At 37.7% G+C, this 21,600-nt stretch carries 21 protein-coding genes and 1 other annotated feature; of the genes, 10 read left to right on the forward strand and 11 right to left on the reverse strand.

Annotated features, from left to right (window positions below):
* The first annotated feature begins 546 nt into the window (after window positions 1-546).
* The 7 genes from MKX62_RS19590 to MKX62_RS19620 all read left to right on the forward strand — a co-directional run bounded on the left by MKX62_RS19590 (window position 547) and on the right by MKX62_RS19620 (window position 5,801).
* A complete protein-coding gene (locus MKX62_RS19590; protein ID WP_338656639.1) occupies window positions 547-741 on the forward strand; it encodes a hypothetical protein in 195 nt (64 codons plus the stop codon).
* A gap of 136 nt (window positions 742-877) precedes the next feature.
* Complete coding sequence (locus tag MKX62_RS19595; RefSeq protein ID WP_338656638.1) at window positions 878-1,045, forward strand: hypothetical protein; 168 nt, start codon at window positions 878-880, stop codon at window positions 1,043-1,045.
* Window positions 1,042-2,427, forward strand: coding sequence for a recombinase family protein (locus MKX62_RS19600; RefSeq protein WP_338656637.1), 1,386 nt, complete (start codon window positions 1,042-1,044; stop codon window positions 2,425-2,427). The genes MKX62_RS19595 and MKX62_RS19600 overlap by 4 nt, the downstream gene beginning before the upstream one ends.
* Complete coding sequence (locus tag MKX62_RS19605) at window positions 2,424-3,923, forward strand: recombinase family protein (RefSeq protein WP_340742140.1); 1,500 nt, start codon at window positions 2,424-2,426, stop codon at window positions 3,921-3,923. Before MKX62_RS19600 ends, MKX62_RS19605 begins: the two co-directional genes overlap by 4 nt.
* Before the next feature lie 396 nt (window positions 3,924-4,319).
* A complete protein-coding gene (locus MKX62_RS19610) occupies window positions 4,320-4,550 on the forward strand; it encodes a helix-turn-helix domain-containing protein (protein WP_340742141.1) in 231 nt (76 codons plus the stop codon).
* Between the two features lie 39 nt (window positions 4,551-4,589).
* Complete coding sequence (locus tag MKX62_RS19615; RefSeq protein WP_338656632.1) at window positions 4,590-5,393, forward strand: site-specific integrase; 804 nt, start codon at window positions 4,590-4,592, stop codon at window positions 5,391-5,393.
* A gap of 18 nt (window positions 5,394-5,411) precedes the next feature.
* On the forward strand, window positions 5,412-5,801 hold the full coding sequence (locus MKX62_RS19620) for a tyrosine-type recombinase/integrase (RefSeq protein WP_338656631.1): 390 nt from the start codon (window positions 5,412-5,414) through the stop codon (window positions 5,799-5,801).
* 311 nt (window positions 5,802-6,112) lie between these two features.
* Here the strand turns inward: MKX62_RS19620 and MKX62_RS19625 are convergent, their stop codons facing one another.
* The gene (locus MKX62_RS19625; protein WP_338656629.1) at window positions 6,113-6,391 is read right to left on the reverse strand and encodes a hypothetical protein; all 279 of its coding nucleotides are present in this window, start codon (window positions 6,389-6,391) and stop codon (window positions 6,113-6,115) included.
* A 706-nt stretch (window positions 6,392-7,097) separates the two neighbouring features.
* On the opposite strand from MKX62_RS19625, the gene MKX62_RS19630 reads away from it, so the two are divergent.
* The gene (locus MKX62_RS19630) at window positions 7,098-8,309 is read left to right on the forward strand and encodes a site-specific integrase (protein ID WP_338656628.1); all 1,212 of its coding nucleotides are present in this window, start codon (window positions 7,098-7,100) and stop codon (window positions 8,307-8,309) included.
* Between the two features lie 281 nt (window positions 8,310-8,590).
* On the opposite strand, the gene MKX62_RS19635 is transcribed toward MKX62_RS19630, so the two are convergent.
* The 5 genes from MKX62_RS19635 to MKX62_RS19655 form a co-directional block, all read right to left on the reverse strand.
* On the reverse strand, window positions 8,591-8,836 hold the full coding sequence (locus tag MKX62_RS19635) for a hypothetical protein (RefSeq protein WP_067209436.1): 246 nt from the start codon (window positions 8,834-8,836) through the stop codon (window positions 8,591-8,593).
* 841 nt (window positions 8,837-9,677) lie between these two features.
* Entirely contained in the window at window positions 9,678-10,088 is a 411-nt protein-coding gene (locus tag MKX62_RS19640; RefSeq protein WP_067209437.1) for a MarR family winged helix-turn-helix transcriptional regulator, read from the reverse strand.
* A 145-nt stretch (window positions 10,089-10,233) separates the two neighbouring features.
* Window positions 10,234-10,617, reverse strand: coding sequence for a sporulation protein (locus tag MKX62_RS19645; protein ID WP_067209440.1), 384 nt, complete (start codon window positions 10,615-10,617; stop codon window positions 10,234-10,236).
* Between the two features lie 3 nt (window positions 10,618-10,620).
* Window positions 10,621-11,826: an AI-2E family transporter gene (locus tag MKX62_RS19650; RefSeq protein ID WP_338656624.1), complete on the reverse strand. Its 1,206-nt coding sequence runs from the start codon at window positions 11,824-11,826 to the stop codon at window positions 10,621-10,623.
* A gap of 26 nt (window positions 11,827-11,852) precedes the next feature.
* Window positions 11,853-12,812 (reverse strand): LCP family protein, encoded by a 960-nt coding sequence (locus MKX62_RS19655; RefSeq protein ID WP_067209453.1) that lies wholly within the window; start codon window positions 12,810-12,812, stop codon window positions 11,853-11,855.
* 256 nt (window positions 12,813-13,068) lie between these two features.
* Between MKX62_RS19655 and MKX62_RS19660 the strand changes: the two genes are divergently transcribed.
* Together MKX62_RS19660 and msrA are read left to right on the forward strand one after the other, a co-directional pair.
* A complete protein-coding gene (locus tag MKX62_RS19660) occupies window positions 13,069-13,167 on the forward strand; it encodes a YjcZ family sporulation protein (protein WP_082786576.1) in 99 nt (32 codons plus the stop codon).
* A 165-nt stretch (window positions 13,168-13,332) separates the two neighbouring features.
* Complete coding sequence (msrA, locus tag MKX62_RS19665; RefSeq protein ID WP_338656621.1) at window positions 13,333-13,863, forward strand: peptide-methionine (S)-S-oxide reductase MsrA; 531 nt, start codon at window positions 13,333-13,335, stop codon at window positions 13,861-13,863.
* Window positions 13,864-14,080: 217 nt separating this feature from the next.
* On the opposite strand, the gene MKX62_RS19670 is transcribed toward msrA, so the two are convergent.
* The 5 genes from MKX62_RS19670 to glnA form a co-directional block, all read right to left on the reverse strand.
* On the reverse strand, window positions 14,081-14,545 hold the full coding sequence (locus MKX62_RS19670; protein WP_340742142.1) for an NUDIX hydrolase: 465 nt from the start codon (window positions 14,543-14,545) through the stop codon (window positions 14,081-14,083).
* A 523-nt stretch (window positions 14,546-15,068) separates the two neighbouring features.
* Window positions 15,069-16,988: a threonine--tRNA ligase gene (thrS, locus tag MKX62_RS19675; RefSeq protein ID WP_338656618.1), complete on the reverse strand. Its 1,920-nt coding sequence runs from the start codon at window positions 16,986-16,988 to the stop codon at window positions 15,069-15,071.
* A gap of 226 nt (window positions 16,989-17,214) precedes the next feature.
* Window positions 17,215-17,439, reverse strand: a binding site (T-box leader).
* Between the two features lie 409 nt (window positions 17,440-17,848).
* A complete protein-coding gene (locus MKX62_RS24490) occupies window positions 17,849-18,124 on the reverse strand; it encodes a GNAT family N-acetyltransferase (RefSeq protein ID WP_445683558.1) in 276 nt (91 codons plus the stop codon).
* Window positions 18,125-18,360: 236 nt separating this feature from the next.
* On the reverse strand, window positions 18,361-20,211 hold the full coding sequence (gene asnB, locus MKX62_RS19680) for an asparagine synthase (glutamine-hydrolyzing) (RefSeq protein WP_340742143.1): 1,851 nt from the start codon (window positions 20,209-20,211) through the stop codon (window positions 18,361-18,363).
* Window positions 20,212-20,274: 63 nt separating this feature from the next.
* On the reverse strand, window positions 20,275-21,600 hold the full coding sequence (gene glnA, locus MKX62_RS19685) for a type I glutamate--ammonia ligase (protein ID WP_338656616.1): 1,326 nt from the start codon (window positions 21,598-21,600) through the stop codon (window positions 20,275-20,277).

The following is a 21,600-nucleotide window of genomic DNA, read 5'->3' on the forward strand; positions in this document are numbered from 1 at the left end:
CTCATAAAGTTAGCAAGCCATTAGTATCAACCCTTTCAATTCTCCATTAGTTCCCTAATCCTTGCTAACTTTCCACACTCAATCCCTTAAACGCTCGCCCAAGCGCAATCTTACCAAGCTTGCTTAATCGTCCCCCTACCATCATTCAAATTAAAATGACCTTTCATACTGAAACTCCATCGTATTTTCTACGAATGAAAAATGTTTTTCTTTTATCTACCTCCCACCTTATCACGGAGACGCAAATCGGTCATTTGAAGCCATATATTTCATGTGCGTATGTTCGATTAATTACAGTCTGACCTTTTTTCTAATTGGGTGGGAATGTATGGCCGAACTGTATCTCGTCGTAAAGGTTAGTTACTCGGAAGAATTGCCATCGGAATTGGGATTTACTCCACTCCTTTCAAAAAAAAAATTTAAGTTATCCATAAAATAAGTACTTATACCTATTAGAATAATACCCATCACTAGCTAAACTGTTTCTACTCAAAACCAAGAGTATTTTTTAACAACACATCTTAGATTAGAAAGGAGGTCCTTCGGGTGGAGGACATAGATTATCTTATAAAGGCTACATGGCATGAACAATGCTTAAACCATTGTGAATCCTTCGGTATTTCTAGTAATATTATTAATTTATTGTTCCACCTTCAGGGAGAAAGCCATGAACAAGATAATGAGAAAACTACAAATTCCAGGGTATCAAACGAAGGCGGTTTTGATTCCAAGAAAGAATAAATCTTCGAAAGTAGCAGCTGGTGTGCAATTATCATTAGATTTTAATAGGTACGAAAAGTTAGAGTCGAAGAATTAAAGTATAAAAAGTTCCCATCCAGTCAATGATTATTACAATATCGCACTGGAGGGAGACAAATTGAAAGAACAATATCGGGTTGTCAAAGTGAGTTACTCTGAGGAGCTGTCATCGGAATCAGAGCTATGGTTTAGGCTTTTTATTGAAAAATTGCTATTAGACCAAGTAGCGAAAGATGATTTTAGAATACATGCTTTACTAATAGATAAGGAAGGATTTCGGCAATGACATACACAAACAAATTAACCGTTGTATATACACGAGTCAGTTCGGCAGCGCAAAGTCTCGAATTACAAGAAAGTGCTGCAAAAAGATGCCTTGAATCGATTAATTTAAGCGGTGACGAGGAAACAGTCATTTTTCTGTCTGATCACGATGTATCCGCAACAAAATTAAAAATGGATGAGCGACCCAATTTGGTTAAATTAATTAACCTAATTGAAGAAGGAAATGTAGAAAAGGTAATCATTTATAAACGTGATCGCTTAGCGCGGAACTTTTATGAATATGTGGATATAGCGAATGTTTTTATTGAAAATAATGTGGAAGTTGTCTATACAGGCGGTGATGAATCACCTTTTAATAAAAAACTATCCATAGAATCATTCTACGGGATATTTGGTCAAATTGAGGGTAAAAATATTCGTACACGTACGGATGATGCCCGCAAACAATATCCATCAAAACTTTTTGGCTACACAAAAATAAAAGAAGATGAACAAGTTCGTTACGACATTAATGAGGATAAAGAGGATGTAATACATTCGTTATTTGAGGATTTTAGTAAAATCCAAAATAACAAGGAGTTTTTAAGCTTCATATTGGTAAAGCGTCCGGATCTTACTAATCCTGAAAAGGTATTTCGTATTTTGGCAAATCCATTTTACGCTGGACACTCCGAATCAAAAAATGGTTATCAGAAATTAGCATATGTAACACCCATAATAGATTGGGATCTATTCCAAACATGCAAAGATAAACTAGATGAGTATTACACCTATTATCTAAAAGCCTTGGATGATACCAGCAACTCATTATTAGTTGTACCCTATTGCGAGAAGTGTGGATGTGAAATGAAGCATCGAAAAGAAAATGCACTCGATATTGGCTATTTTGTGTGCAGACAGGGCCATAAACGCCTTTCCATCACAGTTGACGAGTTAAATAGTTTGGTTACGCAACTATTATTGGAACACATCCAATCGATATCAAGCAAACAACTAAAAAATATCGTCTCCAAACGCATCCTAGCGGAAAATAAAAGGCTACAAAAAGAATTGGAGATTGCAAAGCATGAAATTCTAGATGATTCACTAACACTAAGTACTATTGGTGTAAAAGGAAAAACAGCTATACCAAAATTATTAGCAAAGATCCTATCAGTAAGGGAAAGATGCAACGACCTGGAACAGGATTTACGAAGCCTCCAGAATCTAACTAAAGAAATTGCAGAATTACAATTTCTCTTATCTGATCTTACTATAGATTTCGTACAAGATGACCTTCAGCGACTTTCAAAATTGCTTATCGATAAAGTGATCGTTCACGAAAGTTTTGTACATGCTGAGTTATTTCTTTCATCATTTGTAAAAGAGGAAAGCGTATCATGAATAAACTAAAAGCTACAGGCTATTTACGTTATTCTGACCAGAAACAGCATGGGAATCACTCTTTAGAAATTCAAAAGAGCCATATCCAATCTTTAGCGGATAGAGAAAATCTTGAAATCGTTGAATGGAGAGCCGATAAGGCTACTAGTGCTTTTCATAGTAATGTTAGTAAACGAAAAGGAATTCGACTTATTTTTGAAGATATTAAAAATGGCGCCGAGGCTGTCTGCTTCTACGAAGAGTCTCGTTTAACTAGAAGCATTTCTGATTTTTACAATGAAGTTTACTTGCCGATTAAAGAGGAATTTCCACATGTAAAATTTTTTAGTACCCACTCTGAATCAGAATGGGATCCAGATAATCCGATGACACAAGCGAAGCTTACCTTTGCTGCAGCGGAATCGGAAATAAAATCTGATCGCACAAAAGATGCTCAAAAAAGTTTACTTGAACGTCAGCAACCGACAAGACCTGGGAGTCGCACGCCTATTGGCTATGACATGATTGACGGGGTTTTATATCCCAATGAAGACGCCCCAGTTGTTCAATTAATATTCCATCTTGCTTGCTGGGGACACTCTCATGGAATAATAGCTGATTATCTGAACAAGAGCGGCGTTACATCTAAAAAAGTGAAGTATTGGAACAGTAGCACGGTAGGTTATATCCTTTCAAATAAGGTTTACTCGGGAAATCTAGCTTGGAATGTTAGGACTAGCTATAGCTCTAGTAAACCAAAGGATGAAGCAGAGATTGATTTATTTGAACATACACATGAACCAATTATCAGTTCAACCGTATTTTACTTGGCTAAACAAGTAAATGATTTGAAAAACCAATACGGGATCATGAAAACACCCTATTACCTCCGCTCGATTATTAAGTGTAAAAAATGCAATGATGTTTTGGTTGCAAAAGATAACTCTCCAAAAGGGAAAAAAGGTCAATACATGATTTACAAATGCACAGGTTGCAATAGTTCTGCACCAATAATACCCATTCATCATGCTGTATTGAATGATCTGCAGAAAAAATGGAGTACACAGCTTTCAAGCTTTTTGGCTACATCTAAAAAACAGCTTCGAAGTTGGTCTGCTAAACTAGCTACTACCAAAAGCAACATAAAACAACTGCTTCAAAAAACACAATTTAACCAAATTAGTCTGGAGACAGACATTCAGAATGACACTCTTTTGGCAGAGGTTTTTGACACAAGCCTACAGCATTTAAGAAATGAATTAAGTTATACGAATGGGACGCTAGAAGAAATAGCTTCTCTACTCGAAGATGATTATCTCGACAAAATTCTAAGGGTACTGATGCAACAAAGCTTTTTGAATTTCACTGATACTGAACTAAGAGTATTTTTCCTAATGTACTTTGAAGAGGTTACAATTAATTTTGATAAGAATAACGAGATCAGTATCAATTATCGTCTTTCTCCGTTTGTTTCATTGGAGAATTCGATTGGTTACATTACCGAACAATTCAACTGAAATGGAAATTTGACTGGTTAGGAAACCGAAGTGGATTGCCCAAAGTCCAGTTTCCTAAACGCTCCTTAACTCGAATCCCTTGATACCAAGGGATTTAGAGCTAAGTCATTCGGTTTCTCAACCATCTTGGAATTCCTCGATGGTTGAGAAACCGAATGTTATAATTTAATTATGGTCAAAGAACCGAACAATTAAACTCAATTTTTTTTATTAAAGGCCTTCGAATACAAAAATACAAGGATATAATGATTTAAGTAATATCGAATCCAATCATAAACCCCAAAACAAGCGAAAACCGCAGCGGGAACTATTCCACTTTACTTTATTGTGGAGTTAGTTCAGTTGCGGTTTTTTGTTTTGAATCCAAAAAAATTACCGGGAGTGGAAACTAATACAATGGCTAACACACACAAATACACAACTTGGGAATCATTACCTGACACACTAACAGCACAGCATATTTCTCAATTCCTTGGGATTTCTAGAAGAAGAGTCTACGAATTATTTCAGGCTCATATAGAACACGGGGGTATCCCAAATTTCGAAATTGGTACATCTAAAAGAGTCGAAAAATCCGATTTTAAGAATTGGATTACACAGAAAAAAGAAGAAAAATACAATCGTTGAATTCATAAAAAAATACTAAATTAGAAAGGTGAAAACAATATGAAAGGTCATTTCACAAAAAGAGGCTGCACATGTAATCCGAAGCAATGCACTTGCGATAAGACATGGTCGTTCGTTATTCCTGCAGGGAAGGACACAAAAACGGGAAAGAGGAAACAAGCAACTAAGGCGGGCTTTAAAACAGAGCATGATGCTCAAGTTGCAGCTGCCGCCCTATTTACGGAAATAAATCAAGGGACCTACATCAAAGAATCAGATATTCTATTCAGGGATTTCGCTGATGAGTGGTTACACGCATATACTGAAAGAAACGCCCCTCAACCCGGAACTATAAGGTTAAGGAAATACAGTATCAATAAATTATTAAATTACTTTGATCATATGAAACTCAAGGATATTACAATGGAAATGTATCAAGTAGCACTTGATGATCTAAAAGATCTGGATTTTTCCAAAAGTACAATTGAAGGTGTTCATACTACTGGTAAAATGATTTTTAAATTGGCTATGGATAAGAGAATAATCAAATTAAATGTAACAGAAAGTGCCTATATTAAGCGTGATCCGCGGACCATTATAGAATTCGATGAAGACGAACTACCCATTTACTTTGAAAAAGAAGAACTCGCATTATTTTTGGATACAGTTAAAGAAAAAGGTCTTTTTATGGATACACTGATTTTCCATACATTAGCTTATACAGGTATCCGCGTGGGCGAATTAGTTGCTCTAAAATGGAAAGATATTAATTTTGAAAAACAAATGATTAGTATCACGAAGACGTATTGCAATCCCAAAAATAATACGAAAAAGTATGAGTTAGGCCCACCTAAAACTAAATAGTCTAGACGTAGGCTCGTTGTGGATGAATTAGTAATAGATGCATTTAGAAAACATAAAGGGGAACAGGAAAAACTCATTAAACGCTTTGGTAACAGCTACTACAACGAAGAATTTGTATTCGCTAATTATCATCGTTACCCGGGCTATCCTATTTTGATCAAACTAGTGGAGACAAGGATGGCTAGGTTATTAAAAAAGGTTGATTTAAATCTTGGGGTTACTCCCCATTCCTTTCGCCACACACATACATCGCTTCTTGCTGAAGCTGGGGTAGGACTAGAAGAAATTATGGACCGCTTGGGACATCAGGATGATGAAGTAACAAGAAATGTATATCTGCATGTAACAAATGAAATGAAAAAGGAAGCTTCAAACAAGTTTAGTGAATTGATGAGAAGCATTGCATGATAAAAGGAGTGACAGCAAAATAATATTATTTTGCTGTCACTTTTCATCGAGATTACTTATTCCAACTACCTATCAAATATAAGGACTCTTTAAATTGCGGTGCTAATAAATACTGTTTTTCAACTAAAGGTTTTTTTAGTGAATAATTATATCTAAGTCTCTACCACAATTGCATCCGATTGTTGAATATCATTTTTCTATTGAATAGTATGGTCGTACTACGCATTAAATAAAATATTGGTTTTTCGTCATTCCAAAAACAAGACAAATAGATACCCCCAGGCCGTTTTGGCCGGGAGAGTATCTATTATTTATAGAGCATCTTCTAATTCTTTTTCAGTATACCCAAACATGTATTCTTCATCTTTTCCGTGTGAAACCCATATATCTGCGGCTTCGTAAACGCTTAAAGATTCATCATTGTCGTCGTCATCGTCATCTAATCCATAGCGACAATTTAAACAGTACATTTCACTATAAACATATCTTTTAGTTAATGACTCACCACATTGTGGACAAGGTGGAGTCTCACCTGTATATACATCCTCTTCTTCCCCCTGTTTCCCTTTAAATATATCAAATATCCCCATATCAATTTCCTCCTTTGTTATTCAAATTAACATTAATTAGCTAATGTTTGTTCTAGTTCGCCAAATTATACCACATTCAAGGCCCTAATTTATATACAATTATGAATCAATCAACAATACAGCCTGTTTGTTGAACATTAGTTAAACAACGCCCTTCAATACCCTTCCCTAAACTTTAATACGTTCGAAATTAGTCAAAGTTTCAAGTTCAAGTAATCTTTCCATGTAGGATTTCTTAAAGGTCAATTTTATTATTGATTTAAACTGTTGCGCTAGTTTATGTACCTGCTTTCACAATCAATAAAATTATTTCACATCTGCATTTATTTATAGAAAGGGAATGAGCAGTATTAATGACGAGGAAACTAAGAAGAAGCTGAATCCATCACACCTACATTGTAGTAATATTATCGAATCAAAATCATAAATGAATTCAAACTACGAAATGTGGGGCAGTCGTTATCAATTGCGACTTATATTACCCTAAATGCATTTTTGGTTTGAATCCAGCAGAAGAACATTAAAGGGTATTGGAAAAGTATGAATAACGGGAAGGGTGTTTGAATTTAAACATGTTCTTTCTAATTCTCCTTCTACCTTTCTAGATTTATTAAACCAAATACCCCAAGTCTTTTGAATTGTTAGCTTTCAAAATGGAGAGAATAGATATTGCAATAAAAAATATTAAAGAAAGTGAGGGCATTCAATGAAAGGACATTTTTACAGGAGAGGTTGCAAGTGCAAGAAGAAAAAGTGTACTTGTGGTTCCAAATGGGCTTTCACCGTGGACATTGGGATACATCCAGTCACCGGCAAAAGAAAGCAAAAGGTTAGAAGCGGTTTTCAAACTAAACAGGAGGCGGAAGAAGCAGCAACCGCTCTCATCCATGAGGTAAACCAAGCAACATATTTGGAGGAAACGGATCAAACGTTTTGTGAGTTTGCAAACGAATGGCTTAAAATCTACACGGACTCAAAAGACGTAAAGCCGGGTACGATTCGTGTAAGGCGTCATGAGATCAGCAAATTATTGCCTTACTTTGCACGGCTCAAGCTAAAGGATATCACCAGACGGGGCTATCAAGATGCCTTAAACGATCTGAAGGACCTTGGATACTCCGAAAGCACAATGAGTGGTGTGAATCGTACTGGGAGGATGATATTCCGAAAGGCTTTGGAATTGGAGATGATCAAAAAGGATCCAACCGAATTCGCTTATCTGAAAAAGGATAAGAAAACAATTGAACAGTTGGAGGAAGAGGAACTTCCAAAATATCTAGAGAAAGAAGAGTTGGCCCTATTTTTAAAAACGGCCAAGGAACATGGCCTGGAGCCTGACTATTTGATGTTTCTGATCTTTTCCTACACGGGCATCCGCGCCGGTGAGTTAGTCGCTTTAAAATGGAAAGATATTGACTTTGTGAACCACACAATAAGTATTACGAAAACCTATTACAATGAGAAAAATAATACATTTCAATATCAACTGCTGCCACCAAAAACAAAAAGATCACGGAGAAAGATTATTGTGGATGCAGAAGTAATCAACACATTGAAAAGCCATAAAGAAGCCCAGAATCGGGTAATTGAACGGCTAGGGGATGCTTATTACAACAAGGATTTTATTTTCGCAAAAACAAAACGCCAATATGGCTATCCAATAGTCATTAAAAATTGTCAAAACAGAATGGGAAGGTTATTGAAAATTGCCGGTCTCAATAAAAAACTTACACCACATTCACTAAGGCATACGCATACCTCGCTACTCGCTGAAGCAGGCGTTTCCCTTGAACAAATCATGGACCGTCTTGGCCATACGGATGATCAAATCACCAAAAATGTTTACCTCCATGTCACGCAAGAAATGAAAAAAGAAGCCTCCCAAAAGTTCACTGAACTGATGAGAAGCCTCGATTAAAATCCTCTATGTTAGCAAATTGTTAGCAAACCACTTTTATCTTACTCACAAACCCATACATATCAAGGGTTGGTGGCACTTATTACATCATGCCGCCCATGATGTAAGAAAAAAAACTCTTTTAACCTATATTGCCCCGCTATAAGTAGCTTTCTGATTTCTACATTCATTACCTTGGAAATCATCCAAAACAATTCCGTTCTCTATTGTTTATCCCAGCAAAGCAAGGGCGTACGTTCTCATCAGATTTTAACAAAGCTACACCTAAAAAAGAGTAACGATTACTCGTCACTCTTCTCTACAGTGTTTTTAGCACTTGAATACAATCCTGAGGCTGATAACCCTAACATTGCACCAACTAATATACCCTGTTTTAAATCAAAGTCAGCCACATAAATCACACCTACAGCAATACCGATTACTAAAGCGATAAACGGCAACACTTTTTTACTCACGCCAGCCCTTTTAAACAACTCCACAATCCCCAATATCAGAGGAATTAAGACTACATCGTAAACTTCAAACATTTAATCACCTCTTTCCCTTCTACTATTTTATGAACTACTCGTCCTTTCGGTAACGGCCTATTTCCTGTATTTCCATTGAAGGTTTTGCCACAACAAAGCTACCATTACTACAATGTGGACTCCTACAGTCACTGTGCCGTTCAACATACAATATCGTCTTACCCCCTTATCGAACTTGTAATAAGCCGAATTAGCGGATTCTAAAGCTTCAGTCATGTCATTTTTTAACCATTGTGCTAAAAAAGTCTTAATGCCCGTTAGATGATCATTTTAACGTCTCCGTCAGCCATTCCATCACTCCTTATTTTGGGTAAATAAAAAGAACGCCCGATTAGACGTTCTTGATTTGTCCCTTACTATTCTTTTTGAAGTCCCTCTTTTTTTACTACTGGTAAATTAATCGCGAATTCTTTCTTCACAAACTTATTACGAAATTCAGCAAGCGAGATTTAAAGCAAAAGCTATAAAAACCTTATAATAGTGTTTGGTGACAGCTATTCAAACCGTCACTTAAACACATTTCGTTAATAAAAAGACCATGAATGAACGGCTAGAGCTGTATGAACCCTTTCCTTTATCAATCTTATTAAAAAGGCCTGTCCATAAATTATTCTTAATACGTAAACACCAAGTAGTTAGTAACTCGTATACATATAAAGAATAGTTGCACTCTACAAATAATTAGCAAAACCAACCTACCCTCACGAAAAAAGCGAAGTTATTCACTTGCATTTTGCAAATTATTTACCTCATCTATTTACATGCCGCAATTTATCGACAATTTAATCACTTGCAATATGCAAATTTCACACATAGTAATCCCCTCATCCCTGATTACTACTTAGTTCCCTCGCAGCTTTACCTCCAATACATGCATAGAGCGAAGGACTGTTTCACGTTCAAAATCATTCATAGAAGCCAAGGCATTCTCCATTTTGGAAGCAATGATTCCATTGATGGCCACCACCATGTCACTGCCCTTTCCAGTTAACGACAATAAATATATTCTCCGGTCTCCTTCATAAGGAGTTCGGACGACCAGCTCTTTCTTCTCCAACGTACCAATCTGTCTGGAAAACGTCGTGATGTCCATACCGACAGCTTCAGCCACCATTTGCATGGACGGTTTATTCATTAATGAAATCTCATAAAGTATTGAACTTTGAACGATTGAAATCACATTGCAGCTCGACTTATGAATGCCACGCATGCTTTTAGATAACGAGTGAAAAATAGGAATAATTTTTTCCATTAATGAATTCCCCCCACCAACTCTTTCTACAATTATACAGCAAGAAAAGTATAAGTAACTGTATTGATAGAAAATTCAATCCCTTGCATATGAGTGGCTTTGGCGAAATGCAAAAACGCGTCCATATAGTTGGACGCGTTGGATATCATGTATATGTAATTTCGCCTTCATCTTGGATATCAATTCCATTTTTCAGATGAACAGTGGTCTTTAAAATAAGCGTTTGGATTCGAGTTTCCGATTCGCTCTCCCATCGCTCGTCAGGTACCATTTCAAACGAAATCATCCATGTTTCTTTTGATTTGATGTCACTCATTATTTCAATAGATTGTTTTGCAATAATCACTTCATCAATTTCCGACCGTTTCAACAACTCAATCACAATAAAATCGACGAGTTCATCACTGGCATCCCCATCGATATAAACCGTGCCGGAAAGTGTTTCACCAAAAGCGACATTCGGTCCATCGACGTTTGTATTAACGGTCATTTCTCCATATTCAATCGTTGATAAAAACTGCCTTACCATGTTCTATTCCCCCAATCTTCGACCATCCGGATCTTCATAATATAAGCCTTCAGCAGCTACATGTTTATTATACCGTATTTTGAACAATTTAAATAAATGTGTTACCCCAACTTTAATGAGTGCATATCCCGGGATTCCGAGAACGACACCGGGCACACCGAACAACGATCCTGCAGTGAGTAAAACAAAAATGATAGTGACCGGATGTGTATGCAATGATTTCCCCATAATTTGCGGTGAAATAAACTTCCCTTCGATGAGTTGAACAATTGTCCAAACGATTGCTAACTTGATAAGCATGAAGGGCGATGCCACAGCGATAATGACTGCAGGAGTAATTGCGATAAGCGGTCCTAGGTACGGGACGACACTTGTAAACATTGCAATGACACCGAGCAGTAACGCGTATTTCATTCCGATGATAAGAAACCCAATTGAAACCATGACACCAATGCAAATCGCGACAAGAATTTGCCCCTGGATATAAGAACTAATTTGGTGATCCGCATCGCGAAGAATGGTTTTAGCGTCATTACGCATGTGCGGAGGCAGCATCTGAACAAAGTAACGTGGCAGCTTCTCCCCATCTTTCAATAAATAGAAGAGAATAAAGGGCACCGTAATAATTGCAAGAACAAAACCAGTTAAAGCAGAAATGAAAGAACTAAGACCACTTGCAATTCCACCGACCGCATCCGTGAAATACTTTCCGATATCCCCTTGCCCAGATTCAAGGATATTTTTTACGTTAATATCCAAACTTTCATAATAAGAAGCGAAAATCGATGTTCTTAAAAACTCATCGATTTTCAGCACCATCTGGCTGAAATATGTAGGGAAGTCTTCGACAAGGTTATTAAACTGTATTTTCAAGAATGGAAATACCATAAAGACCAGCAAGGTGATAAGACCCACGGCTCCGATGAATAGAATTAATATACCCCAGATTCGTGGTATTTTGATTTTTTCTAATAAACGTAAGATGGGCCTTAGTAAGTAATAAGCAATTGTTGCAAGAATGACTGGCAATACTACCGTCGAGAAAAAGACAGTAATCGGATAAAAAATGAAAGAAATCCGATTAAAAATAAGTATGATTAAGCCAATCAATAATAGTGAAATGAGAACAAACAACGTGCTACGCCCACCTAAAAAACGAATTATATTCGAAATCGGTTTATTTCTATTCTCATCAGCTTCCATGGGCATCCTCTACTCTCGTCAAGTTTGTGCTATTAATCCAACTTCATATTAAGGAATTTTGAGATCGCCTCTTTATTTTTCACTTTATCCACTTCAATAACAGATCCAGCGTGTGGATACGAATTAAATGAATAGGATCCCTCTATTGGAACAGTCATCGTTTCAACTTCTGCACCTTTTTTCATTATAAGGGAGATTGCACGTGAAATTTCGTCTTTTGACGTTAAGTCCGTATTGATGAAACCTGATAACGCTCCTGCAAGCTTCGGCACATTTGCAATCATTCCTGGTCGCATCGCTTCGTCCTTCATCGCAGAGATTACTTCTTGTTGTCGTGCAACTCGACCAAAATCACCTTCTTCATCTGCACGAAAACGCGCATAGCCAAGTAATTCCTTGCCGTTCAACTGTTTTTTTCCTGGCATAAGTGTAACGCCAATCTTTTCTGACATTTCTTTTTTAACATCAATCTCTACTCCGCCTGGAAACGCAATATCAACAATCGATTCAAAGTTAGCAAAATCAACGATTGCATAGTGATGAATAGGGACACCAAACATCCCTGTTATCGTGTCTTTCGTAGTCTGCAGTTTGCCGAGATAATAGGCGGTATTTAACTTATACGACTTGTATGCTGGAATCTCCGCATAAATATCACGCATAAATGAAATCACCCGTATCTTCCCAGCACCCTTATCCCAAGATAGCACCATCATCGTATCTGTCCGCGATTTCCCACTGCCATCATCGTCCACACCGAGCAGTAAGTAATTTTCAACGGATGTATACTTCGGATCTGTAGCATCCCCTTTAAACGGACCCGGGTCAATCCCATTGTTTTTTGCCAACGATTTCCCCGCATTGTATTCAGTATATGAATACAACCCAGCTCCGATAAAACAGAGTGTGACTATTAAAAAGATGACCCTGCCGATGCGAAGTTTTTTCTTTCTTCTTCTTTTCGGTACTGGCCCTTCATAATGTTCTTCCATTATTGATTCCTCCAAAAAGTGATATCTCCATTAGGACGAACAGGAAGTCTCTTGGTTGCGTCTAATTATTTCAATTATAACACGATGGGCCCTTGAGGTTAACCTTAACTATTTTTTGCGCGGATCTAGGTCTGTTAATGTAGTTATATCCATTAATATTTATTCTATAATGGTCGATTTACAACAGTTCCCCACTCCCCCCATTACATCCCTGCATATGTTACATAGATGTTGGTGAAGAAAGGTGGTGTAAGATATGGGACGTGAACATGGTGGTGGAGAAGGTAGCTCGTTTGCTTTGCTTGTTGTGCTTTTTATACTATTGATAATCATTGGCGCAAGCTTCATCTATTAATATAAAAAATAATCCAATCTCAACCGCTCATTAGCATCTCTCAACTGTAAGAGCGCTTAGTAGGCGCTCTTTTTGCTATTGTACTAAACAGAGGCAAACAACTATTTTCTACTATTCTAATTATGATACAATTTACTTATATGCAATGAAAGGGTGTTGGTAACGATGACTAAAGAAATAGTTGAAAAAGCCACATTTGCTGGTGGTTGTTTTTGGTGTATGGTGAAACCATTTAAAGAGTGGGACGGTATCCACGACGTCGTATCCGGTTATATGGGAGGACATGTTGTGAATCCTACATATGAAGATGTCAAAAAGGGCGACTCTGGTCATTTAGAGGTCGTCGAAATCACATATAATCCATCCGTTTTTTCCTATGATAAATTGCTGGATGTATTTTGGCAGCAAATCGACCCGACCGATGCAGATGGACAATTCCAAGACCGCGGACATTCATATTCAACAGCTATCTTCTATTATACAGATGAGCAGCGTCAAATTGCCGAAACGTCTAAAGATAAACTTGGTGCAAGCGGTACATTCTCTAAACCGATTGTGACACCAATCCGTCCCACTGAAACATTTTACCGTGCAGAAGACTATCACCAGGATTATCACGCAAAAGAACAAGAGCATTACGAAGAAGACCGCGCACTTTCTGGTCGGGATGAATTTATTGCAGGGCACTGGTCGTAACAGTAAGAACTGGAGTGCCCGACAATGTATTTCGTTAAACTACTAGCAATTTCTATGATATTCTTTATTTTTGGGATTAAAGCAGGACTTCCAAGCTAAGTCCCATCATATATGTAAAAAACTGAATAATGAGCGCTTATCAAAGTACTCATTATTTAGTTTTTCCTGTTCTAAAAGAATAATCATTTTTACTAGAATTAAGATTGATAAACTTCTATTATTTAACTACAAAATGTTGGATATACGGCGTCATATCTTTTAAAACGGCACGTAAACATTCAGGGTATAATGCGAATTCATTCAGTTCTTTGATTGGTGTCCATTTAAATATTAATCGCTCGCCTTCAATGCCATGAAAAGGGGCTTCGTTATATGAAGATGGATTCCCCTTTGATGTTATCGCATAATAAAAGCCAATTTCATGAAAGTCTCTCCCGCCATGTTCAAAGAAATTCTCGATGACCAAAGCCATTCGGTCCACATGCACGTCAATTCCCAATTCTTCACGAAATTCCCTTTTAAGGCTGCTTTGCGAATCCTCCGCAATTTCAACTCTTCCCCCAGGAAGCGACCATTGCGACTCATTTACATCCCGATGTAATAAAACATGCCCATTTTCAATCCAAATTCCAGCTACTCGATAATTAAATACAGCTTTTTCAGTTTTAAACACAACATCCATGAATTTCATTCCCTTCAAGTCAAGCATTCTTATTTTCATTTCACATAAAATAATAGTAATAGTATCAGAAAGAAAAGATAAGTATTAAGTAAACATATGCGTCAAATTATGCCTACTCAGAACTGAAATGACTAATCCAGGTAAATGCTGTCGCGATGGATGCATCTTGCAGCCACTATTTACTGATATCAGGTCGCCCAGTCATAACAATCGCCACTTGCGCAGTAGACAGCCATTTCATGAAGGGTGTCGTTTTTTCCAAACAGTCAATTGTCCCACGTTTTTCAATGACGATAAATTCACGATAAGGAAAATTATTCCTCCAAGGTGCATAAAGCTGAGTCTATGATTTGATACAGTATGCCTTAGGAATTTCTTTCTCCTGAAAACTAGTGATTTCACGTCTTGAACGTATAACTTCTACTATAGACCATTAAATCCCCCTATTCTTATTGGAAAGATATTCTTTTAATCAATTATACCGTCAATTCCAACTACTCACAATTTCGAAGAATTAAGATTCTTAAAGGACACGCTGCTCTATCTGTTGTTTAATTAGCAAAGTAAAGCCTTCAATAGATAAACACTCCGTTTTCTGACTACCAAATTCCCGAACATTCACCGTTCCATCACTAACCTCTTTGTCACCAAGAATAAGTGTATAAGAAACCTTCTGAAGTTGGGCTTCTCTTACCTTGTAACCTAACTTTTCGTTCCGCTGATCAATTTCAACACGTATGCCTTCATTTCTTAAAACGGACTGTACACACAATGCGTAATCCAAATGTACACTTGAAACAGGAACAATTTGTACTTGCCTAGGAGCGAGCCATGTTGGAAAAGCACCTGCAAAATGTTCAATCAGTATGCCGAAAAAACGATCGATTGAGCCAAAAATTGCACGGTGAATGACCACCGGCCGAACTTTTTCGTTGTTTTCATCAATATACGTGAGGTCAAACTTTTCAGGCATTTGGAAATCGAGTTGAATTGTGCCGCATTGGTGGCTGCGTCCAAGTGCATCTTTAATATGAAAGTCAATTTTTGGTCCGTAAAATGCACCATCCCCCTCATTTAATTGATAAGTAACCGCTAGATCCTCTAATACATTCTTTAGAGCCTCTTCTGAATCATTCCAAATCTCATCACTTCCTAGTGATTGTTCTGGCCTAGTTGAAAGTTCAATCGAATATTCAAAACCAAAAGTTCGATAAACTTCATCAATCAGATGAATAACTTGCTTTATTTCGCTTTTAATTTGATTATGTCTCACAAAAATATGCGCATCGTCTTGGCAAAATGTTCGAACCCTTAATAGTCCGTTAAGAGCACCACTAAATTCATGGCGATGGACTTGACCGAATTCAGCCATACGTATTGGTAAATCACGGTATGAATGAAGACTATTTTTGAATATTAGCATATGGCCAGGACAGTTCATCGGCTTCATCGCAAATTTTGCGTTTTCCACTTCTGAAAAATACATATTCTCATGGTAATGATCCCAGTGCCCCGATTGCTCCCACAAACGTTGATTCATCATGAAAGGCGTGCGGACTTCTGCGTACCCCGCCTTCGTCTGAAGTGCACGTGAAAAGTTCTCTAGCTCAGTGCGTATTATCTGCCCATTCGGTAAATAGAACGGCATGCCTGGTGCTTCCTCAGAGAACATGAATAATTCAAGTTGCTTTCCAAGTTTTCGATGATCCCTTTTTTCTGCTTCCTCCAAAAAATACAAATGCTGTTCTAAGTCTTTCTTTTTCAAAAAGGAAATTCCATAGATACGTTGCATCACTTGATTATCACTATCTCCCCGCCAATAAGCACCTGACACCTGCGTTAACTTGAATGCTTTTATCCATCCAGTTGACGGTAAATGTGGTCCGCGGCAAAGGTCTATAAATTCTCCTTGTTTATAAAGGGAAATTTTCTCGTCCGCTGGTATGTCTTTTAATAGTTCTAACTTAAACAATTCGCCACGCTTCTCAAATAGTTCTTCTGCCTCTCCATACGTGACTTCTATACGTTCAATTTTCAAATCTTCTTCGATAATAGCTTGCATCTTTTTTTCAATCATTACTAAATCATTCGAAGTGACGCTTGTATCCGATAGAAAGTCATAGTAAAAACCGTGTTCAATTATGGGTCCAATCCCTAACTTCGAATCGTCATAAAGTCTTTTAACCGCCTGCCCTAGCACATGTGCAGTTGTGTGCCTTAGAACTTCGAGTCCTTCTATCGATTCCTTTGTGAAAAGTGTAATCGCAGCATCCTCCATAATGCATTGTGATAAATCATATAATTGATCATTCACTTTTCCCGCTACAACATTCTTTCTCAAACTTAAGCTAATGGACTGTGCAATATCCGCTAATGTAATACCTAGAGGAAAATTCTTTCGGCTACCGTCTGGAAATCGAATCTCAATTTGCTTGTCATTCATCTTAAAACACCCCATCCAATTTTTTATAGAACAAAAGCTTAAGCGCCTGTTCAGCCATGATAAGCGCTGGAAGGCATGTAGGTAAAGGCGTTCTTTGCCTTTACCTACATGACAGAAGCGACTCGAGGGGCTAGGCGCTGGAGTCTAGACGTAAAATCTCTAAGTTACAAATTATCCATAGTACGAGATTTTATAATTTCCTAGACAAAAAAATACCCGTCCCAAATAAAGGGACGAGTATGATTTACCCGTGATTCCACCCAAATTTCTAACACCATCCAACAATGGTGTTAACTCATGGCGCTGTAACGTAGCATTAACGGAATTAGTTACTTCATTTCACTAATACAGCTCAAAAGTGGTAAATTATTTTCTGCGTTAGGAAGTTCTCAGCAATACTTCCCTCTCTGGAAACCATCAAAATAATTCATGTCTTCGTCATCGCTTTTATCGTTATTCAGTTAAATTTCTATACAAATAAACACACCCATCCCTAGTAAAGGGACGAGTGTGTTTGCTCGTGATTCCACCCAAATTTCTAACACCATCCAACAATGGCGTTTGCTCATGGTGCTGTAACGTAGCATAGACGGCTTCATGCAGCTCAAAAGTGGTAAATTGTTTTTCTAAGTTAGGAAGATTTCAGCAATACTTCCCTCTCTGGAAACCATCAAAACAATTCATGTCTTTATCATCGCTGTTACAAGTATAGTTAAAATTCATTGAAATCGAATTAGTTAATATCCTACAACAAAGAAAATGGATTATCAAGCTTTTTTTGGTTGCATCCAATACAGTTTATGGATGATTAGTTAAAAAGGATACTCATAGTTAGGTTCATCCTGGCCCGTATCCTCAAATCATTTCATACCTAAAAAAGTAAAGCCGACCTTTTCCAATACCTTTAGTGACCTTTGACTATCAGGACTTCCAGATCCTGTGACCACGTGCACTTCCACATGATTTCTGGCAATTTTTAAGTAAGAATGCGCTGTTTCTCTTGCGAAACCTTTGCCACTATATTTTTCATTGTAATGATAAGTTAATTCTATATTACTTAATAAATTCATACAATTAAATTCAGCAGTATTTATAATTTCATTAGCTACGTCAAAGGAGTAATTAATTATGAATATATCCTGAAATCCATGTTCATTTTGTGGTTATATTCTCAGGGGTTTCCTCTCTTTCTTAAGGTAAGCGAAAAAACCTTTTGAACGAAATAATATGGGAATAATAACCCCAAGGATTATTCTAATTCCCGTGGGGTTACTTTATTCACACGTCAAGCAAGCTATATAAATGAGCGGAGTCACTGACATAAAACGTTTGCTGCTTGCGGCCACTTAAAAACAATAAAGAACGAAGGAGATTAGTTATCAATGATGTTTATGTTGTAGTTTACTAACCACATGTTAATTTGGGATAGGTGGGCGATGAGTTGGGGGCCTGTCATAAGCTGACCGAACCAAGGAACTTTGAATGAGGATCCGTCTGAATTGATGATGTCCTTGACTCTTTGTTTTGAGACAAGTTCTAGTAGGGGAGATGTTTTATTATCTAGGATGTTGTTTAACTTAGTCTTTACGAGTTTCATATATGTTTGATGATGTGTTTTAGGGTACGGACTCTTTTTCCGGTATAGAATTTCATTAGGAAGTACTCCTTCTAAAGCCTTTCGTAATATTCCTTTCTCTTGGCCGTTCAGCATTTTCATTTCCCACGGTATGTTCCAGGCATATTCAACAATTCGGTGATCGGCGAATGGAACCCGTACTTCTAAACTTGCTCCCATACTCATGCGATCTTTTCGCTCCAGAAGCGTTGACATAAACCAAATCATATTTAAATAAGACATTTCCCGGTGCCGTGCTTCTATTTGGGTTTCTCCCCCTAGAAGAGGCACTTCACTAATCGTTTCGTTATAGCGATCCCTCACATAGCCTTCCAAATCGAGTTTCTTTTGCCAATGTGGAAGCAACAGCTGCTGTCTTTCCGTTTGTGACCGCATCCACGGAAACTCCTTTCCGTGCAGCAGTTCTTCTTTATAGAACCATGGATATCCTCCGAAGATCTCATCCGCACACTCACCAGACAATGCAACTGTATAATCTTGTTTCATCTGTTCGCAAAACCATAACAATGATGAGTCTACGTCTGCCATACCAGGTAAATCTCTCATCATCACTGCTTCTTCCAACAGATTTGCCAGCTGATCATTATTTATAATAGCCGAGTGATGAATAGACCCCAAATATTGTTGCATTTTCTCTATCCATGGTGCATCTTGATCAGGCTGAAAGGAACTCGCTTTGAAATATTGATTGTTGTGCTCGTAGTCAATGGAGTACGTATGAAGAGTACCACGTCCCTCTTTTTTAAAATATTCAGAAGCAAATGAACTAATAGCACTCGAATCAATTCCTCCAGATAAGAATGTACAAACAGGTACATCAGCAACTAACTGGCGCTCAACGGCATCCTTTACAAGAATTTTTACTTGTTCAGCCGTCTCATCTAACGTATGATGATGCTTTTTGCTTTCTACATTCCAATACCGCCAATTTTTCAGTCCATTTCGATTGTAAATTAATGCATGAGCTGGGCGAAGTTCATTAATGCCCCGAAAGACACCATGACCAGGAGTCCGGGATGGACCTAATCCAAATATTTCCTGAAACCCCTCCCTGTCCACTTCACTTTTCACTTTTGGATGTGCCAGTATTGCTTTAATCTCTGAACCAAATATGAGCGATCCGTTTTCTTCACGGTAAAATAGAGGTTTGACACCAAGTCGGTCTCTTGCCATAAAAAGCTGCTCTCGGTGTTGATCCCAAACAGCAAATGCAAAAATTCCATTTAGATGCATTACGCAATTTTCTCCCCACTCGATATATGCCGTCAGTAACACTTCCGTATCGGAATATGACTGAAAAGAGTACCCTCTTTGTAGTAATTCCTTTCTAATTTCTTCTGTATTATAAAGCTCTCCGTTATATACGATAGTAAAAGTATGGTTGTTTTTTTCTATTGACATCGGCTGTATACCTCCGGCAGGATCGACAACTATAAGCCGGGTATGACCAAGTAACAGATGGCGCGAACTCCATACATTAGAAGCATCCGGACCACGCTTCGCCAATGAATTCGCCATCTTTTCCACAATGAATACTTGCTGTGTCAAATCTTGATGCCAATCAATCCATCCTGTTATTCCACACACTCGCAATCACTCCTTCTCATTAGAAATTTACATATTAGCTTTTTTTCACTATCCACCGCTTCATTAATATTGCGACAGATATTGATCGCGTTCCCATGGGTGTACTTGTGTCCTATACATATCCCATTCAATTTCTTTTGCTTCAATAAACCGTTCCAACAAATGGCTGCCTATAGCTTGAGTAATCACTTTGTCTGCTTTTAATTTTTTTAGTGCCTCAGCTAAAGTAGCCGGCAAATCAATGATTCCGGTTTTTTCCCGCTCTTCTTTTGACATCACATAGATATTTTTGTTAATTGTTTCAGGAGGTGTTAATTTATTTTTAATGCCATCTAATCCCGCAGCTAACAAGACAGCCATGGCTAAATATGGATTTGCAGCAGGGTCAACACTACGAACCTCTACACGTGTACTCATTCCACGTGATGCGGGGATTCGAATAAGTGCACTTCTATTTCTTGCTGACCAAGCCACATAGCATGGCGCCTCATACCCGGGAACTAACCTTTTGTAGGAGTTTACAGTAGGGTTTGTAATAGCAGTAAAACTCTGAGCATGTTTCAGAATTCCTGCCACAAAACTTCTTGCAGTATCACTTATTTCTAGCAACCCGTTTGGATCATAAAATGCATTTTCGCCATTTTTGAATAAGCTCAAGTTACAATGCATGCCAGATCCATTTATGCCGAATAATGGTTTAGGCATAAATGTCGCGTGTAGCCCATGTTTGCGAGCAATAGTTTTAACGATAAGCTTAAAGGTTTGAATATCATCACAGGCTCTTATGGCACTTTGATATTTAAAGTCAATTTCATGCTGGCCCGGTGCTACTTCATGATGGGAAGCTTCAATCTCAAATCCCATTTCTTCCAGTTCAAATACGATATCGCGACGGCAAGTTTCCCCTAAGTCAGTTGGTGCAAGATCAAAATAACCGCCATGATCATTCAATTCCAATGATGGTTCACCCTTGTCATTGAGTTTAAATAAGAAAAATTCAGGTTCAGGTCCAACATTGAAATCAGAAAACCCAAGTACTTTCATTTCATTTAAAATCCTTTTGAGATTATTGCGAGGGTCACCTTCAAATGGTGTTCCATCTGGATGATAAATATCACAGATGAGACGCGCGATCTTTCCTTTTTCTGTTGTAAAAGGAAAGATAATAAACGTATCTAAATCTGGGTATAAATACATATCAGATTCTTCAATACGTACAAATCCTTCAATTGATGAGCCATCAAACATCATTTTGTTATCGAGTGCTTTCGGCAACTGACTAATCGGAATTTCAACATTTTTAATTTTCCCGAATAAGTCTGTAAATTGTAGTCGAACATACCTTACATTTTGCATCTTAGCCAAATCTAAAATAGATTCTCTGTTCAT

Source organism: Sporosarcina sp. FSL K6-5500 (genome assembly GCF_038005665.1).
Lineage (GTDB): Bacteria > Bacillota > Bacilli > Bacillales_A > Planococcaceae > Sporosarcina > Sporosarcina psychrophila.

What these genes read in the sequence shown, in the direction of transcription:
- MKX62_RS19600 (WP_338656637.1), top strand. Translation starts at nt 1,042, where the DNA reads ATGACATACACAAACAAATTAACCGTTGTATATACACGAGTCAGTTCG.
- MKX62_RS19605 (WP_340742140.1), top strand. Translation starts at nt 2,424, where the DNA reads ATGAATAAACTAAAAGCTACAGGCTATTTACGTTATTCTGACCAGAAA.
- MKX62_RS19610 (WP_340742141.1), top strand. Translation starts at nt 4,320, where the DNA reads ATGGCTAACACACACAAATACACAACTTGGGAATCATTACCTGACACA.
- MKX62_RS19615 (WP_338656632.1), top strand. Translation starts at nt 4,590, where the DNA reads ATGAAAGGTCATTTCACAAAAAGAGGCTGCACATGTAATCCGAAGCAA.
- MKX62_RS19625 (WP_338656629.1), bottom strand. Translation starts at nt 6,391, where the DNA reads ATGGGGATATTTGATATATTTAAAGGGAAACAGGGGGAAGAAGAGGAT.
- MKX62_RS19630 (WP_338656628.1), top strand. Translation starts at nt 7,098, where the DNA reads ATGAAAGGACATTTTTACAGGAGAGGTTGCAAGTGCAAGAAGAAAAAG.
- MKX62_RS19635 (WP_067209436.1), bottom strand. Translation starts at nt 8,836, where the DNA reads ATGTTTGAAGTTTACGATGTAGTCTTAATTCCTCTGATATTGGGGATT.
- MKX62_RS19640 (WP_067209437.1), bottom strand. Translation starts at nt 10,088, where the DNA reads ATGGAAAAAATTATTCCTATTTTTCACTCGTTATCTAAAAGCATGCGT.
- MKX62_RS19645 (WP_067209440.1), bottom strand. Translation starts at nt 10,617, where the DNA reads ATGGTAAGGCAGTTTTTATCAACGATTGAATATGGAGAAATGACCGTT.
- MKX62_RS19650 (WP_338656624.1), bottom strand. Translation starts at nt 11,826, where the DNA reads ATGCCCATGGAAGCTGATGAGAATAGAAATAAACCGATTTCGAATATA.
- MKX62_RS19655 (WP_067209453.1), bottom strand. Translation starts at nt 12,812, where the DNA reads ATGGAAGAACATTATGAAGGGCCAGTACCGAAAAGAAGAAGAAAGAAA.
- MKX62_RS19660 (WP_082786576.1), top strand. Translation starts at nt 13,069, where the DNA reads ATGGGACGTGAACATGGTGGTGGAGAAGGTAGCTCGTTTGCTTTGCTT.
- msrA (WP_338656621.1), top strand. Translation starts at nt 13,333, where the DNA reads ATGACTAAAGAAATAGTTGAAAAAGCCACATTTGCTGGTGGTTGTTTT.
- MKX62_RS19670 (WP_340742142.1), bottom strand. Translation starts at nt 14,545, where the DNA reads ATGGATGTTGTGTTTAAAACTGAAAAAGCTGTATTTAATTATCGAGTA.
- thrS (WP_338656618.1), bottom strand. Translation starts at nt 16,988, where the DNA reads ATGAATGACAAGCAAATTGAGATTCGATTTCCAGACGGTAGCCGAAAG.
- glnA (WP_338656616.1), bottom strand. Translation starts at nt 21,600, where the DNA reads ATGAACAGAGAATCTATTTTAGATTTGGCTAAGATGCAAAATGTAAGG.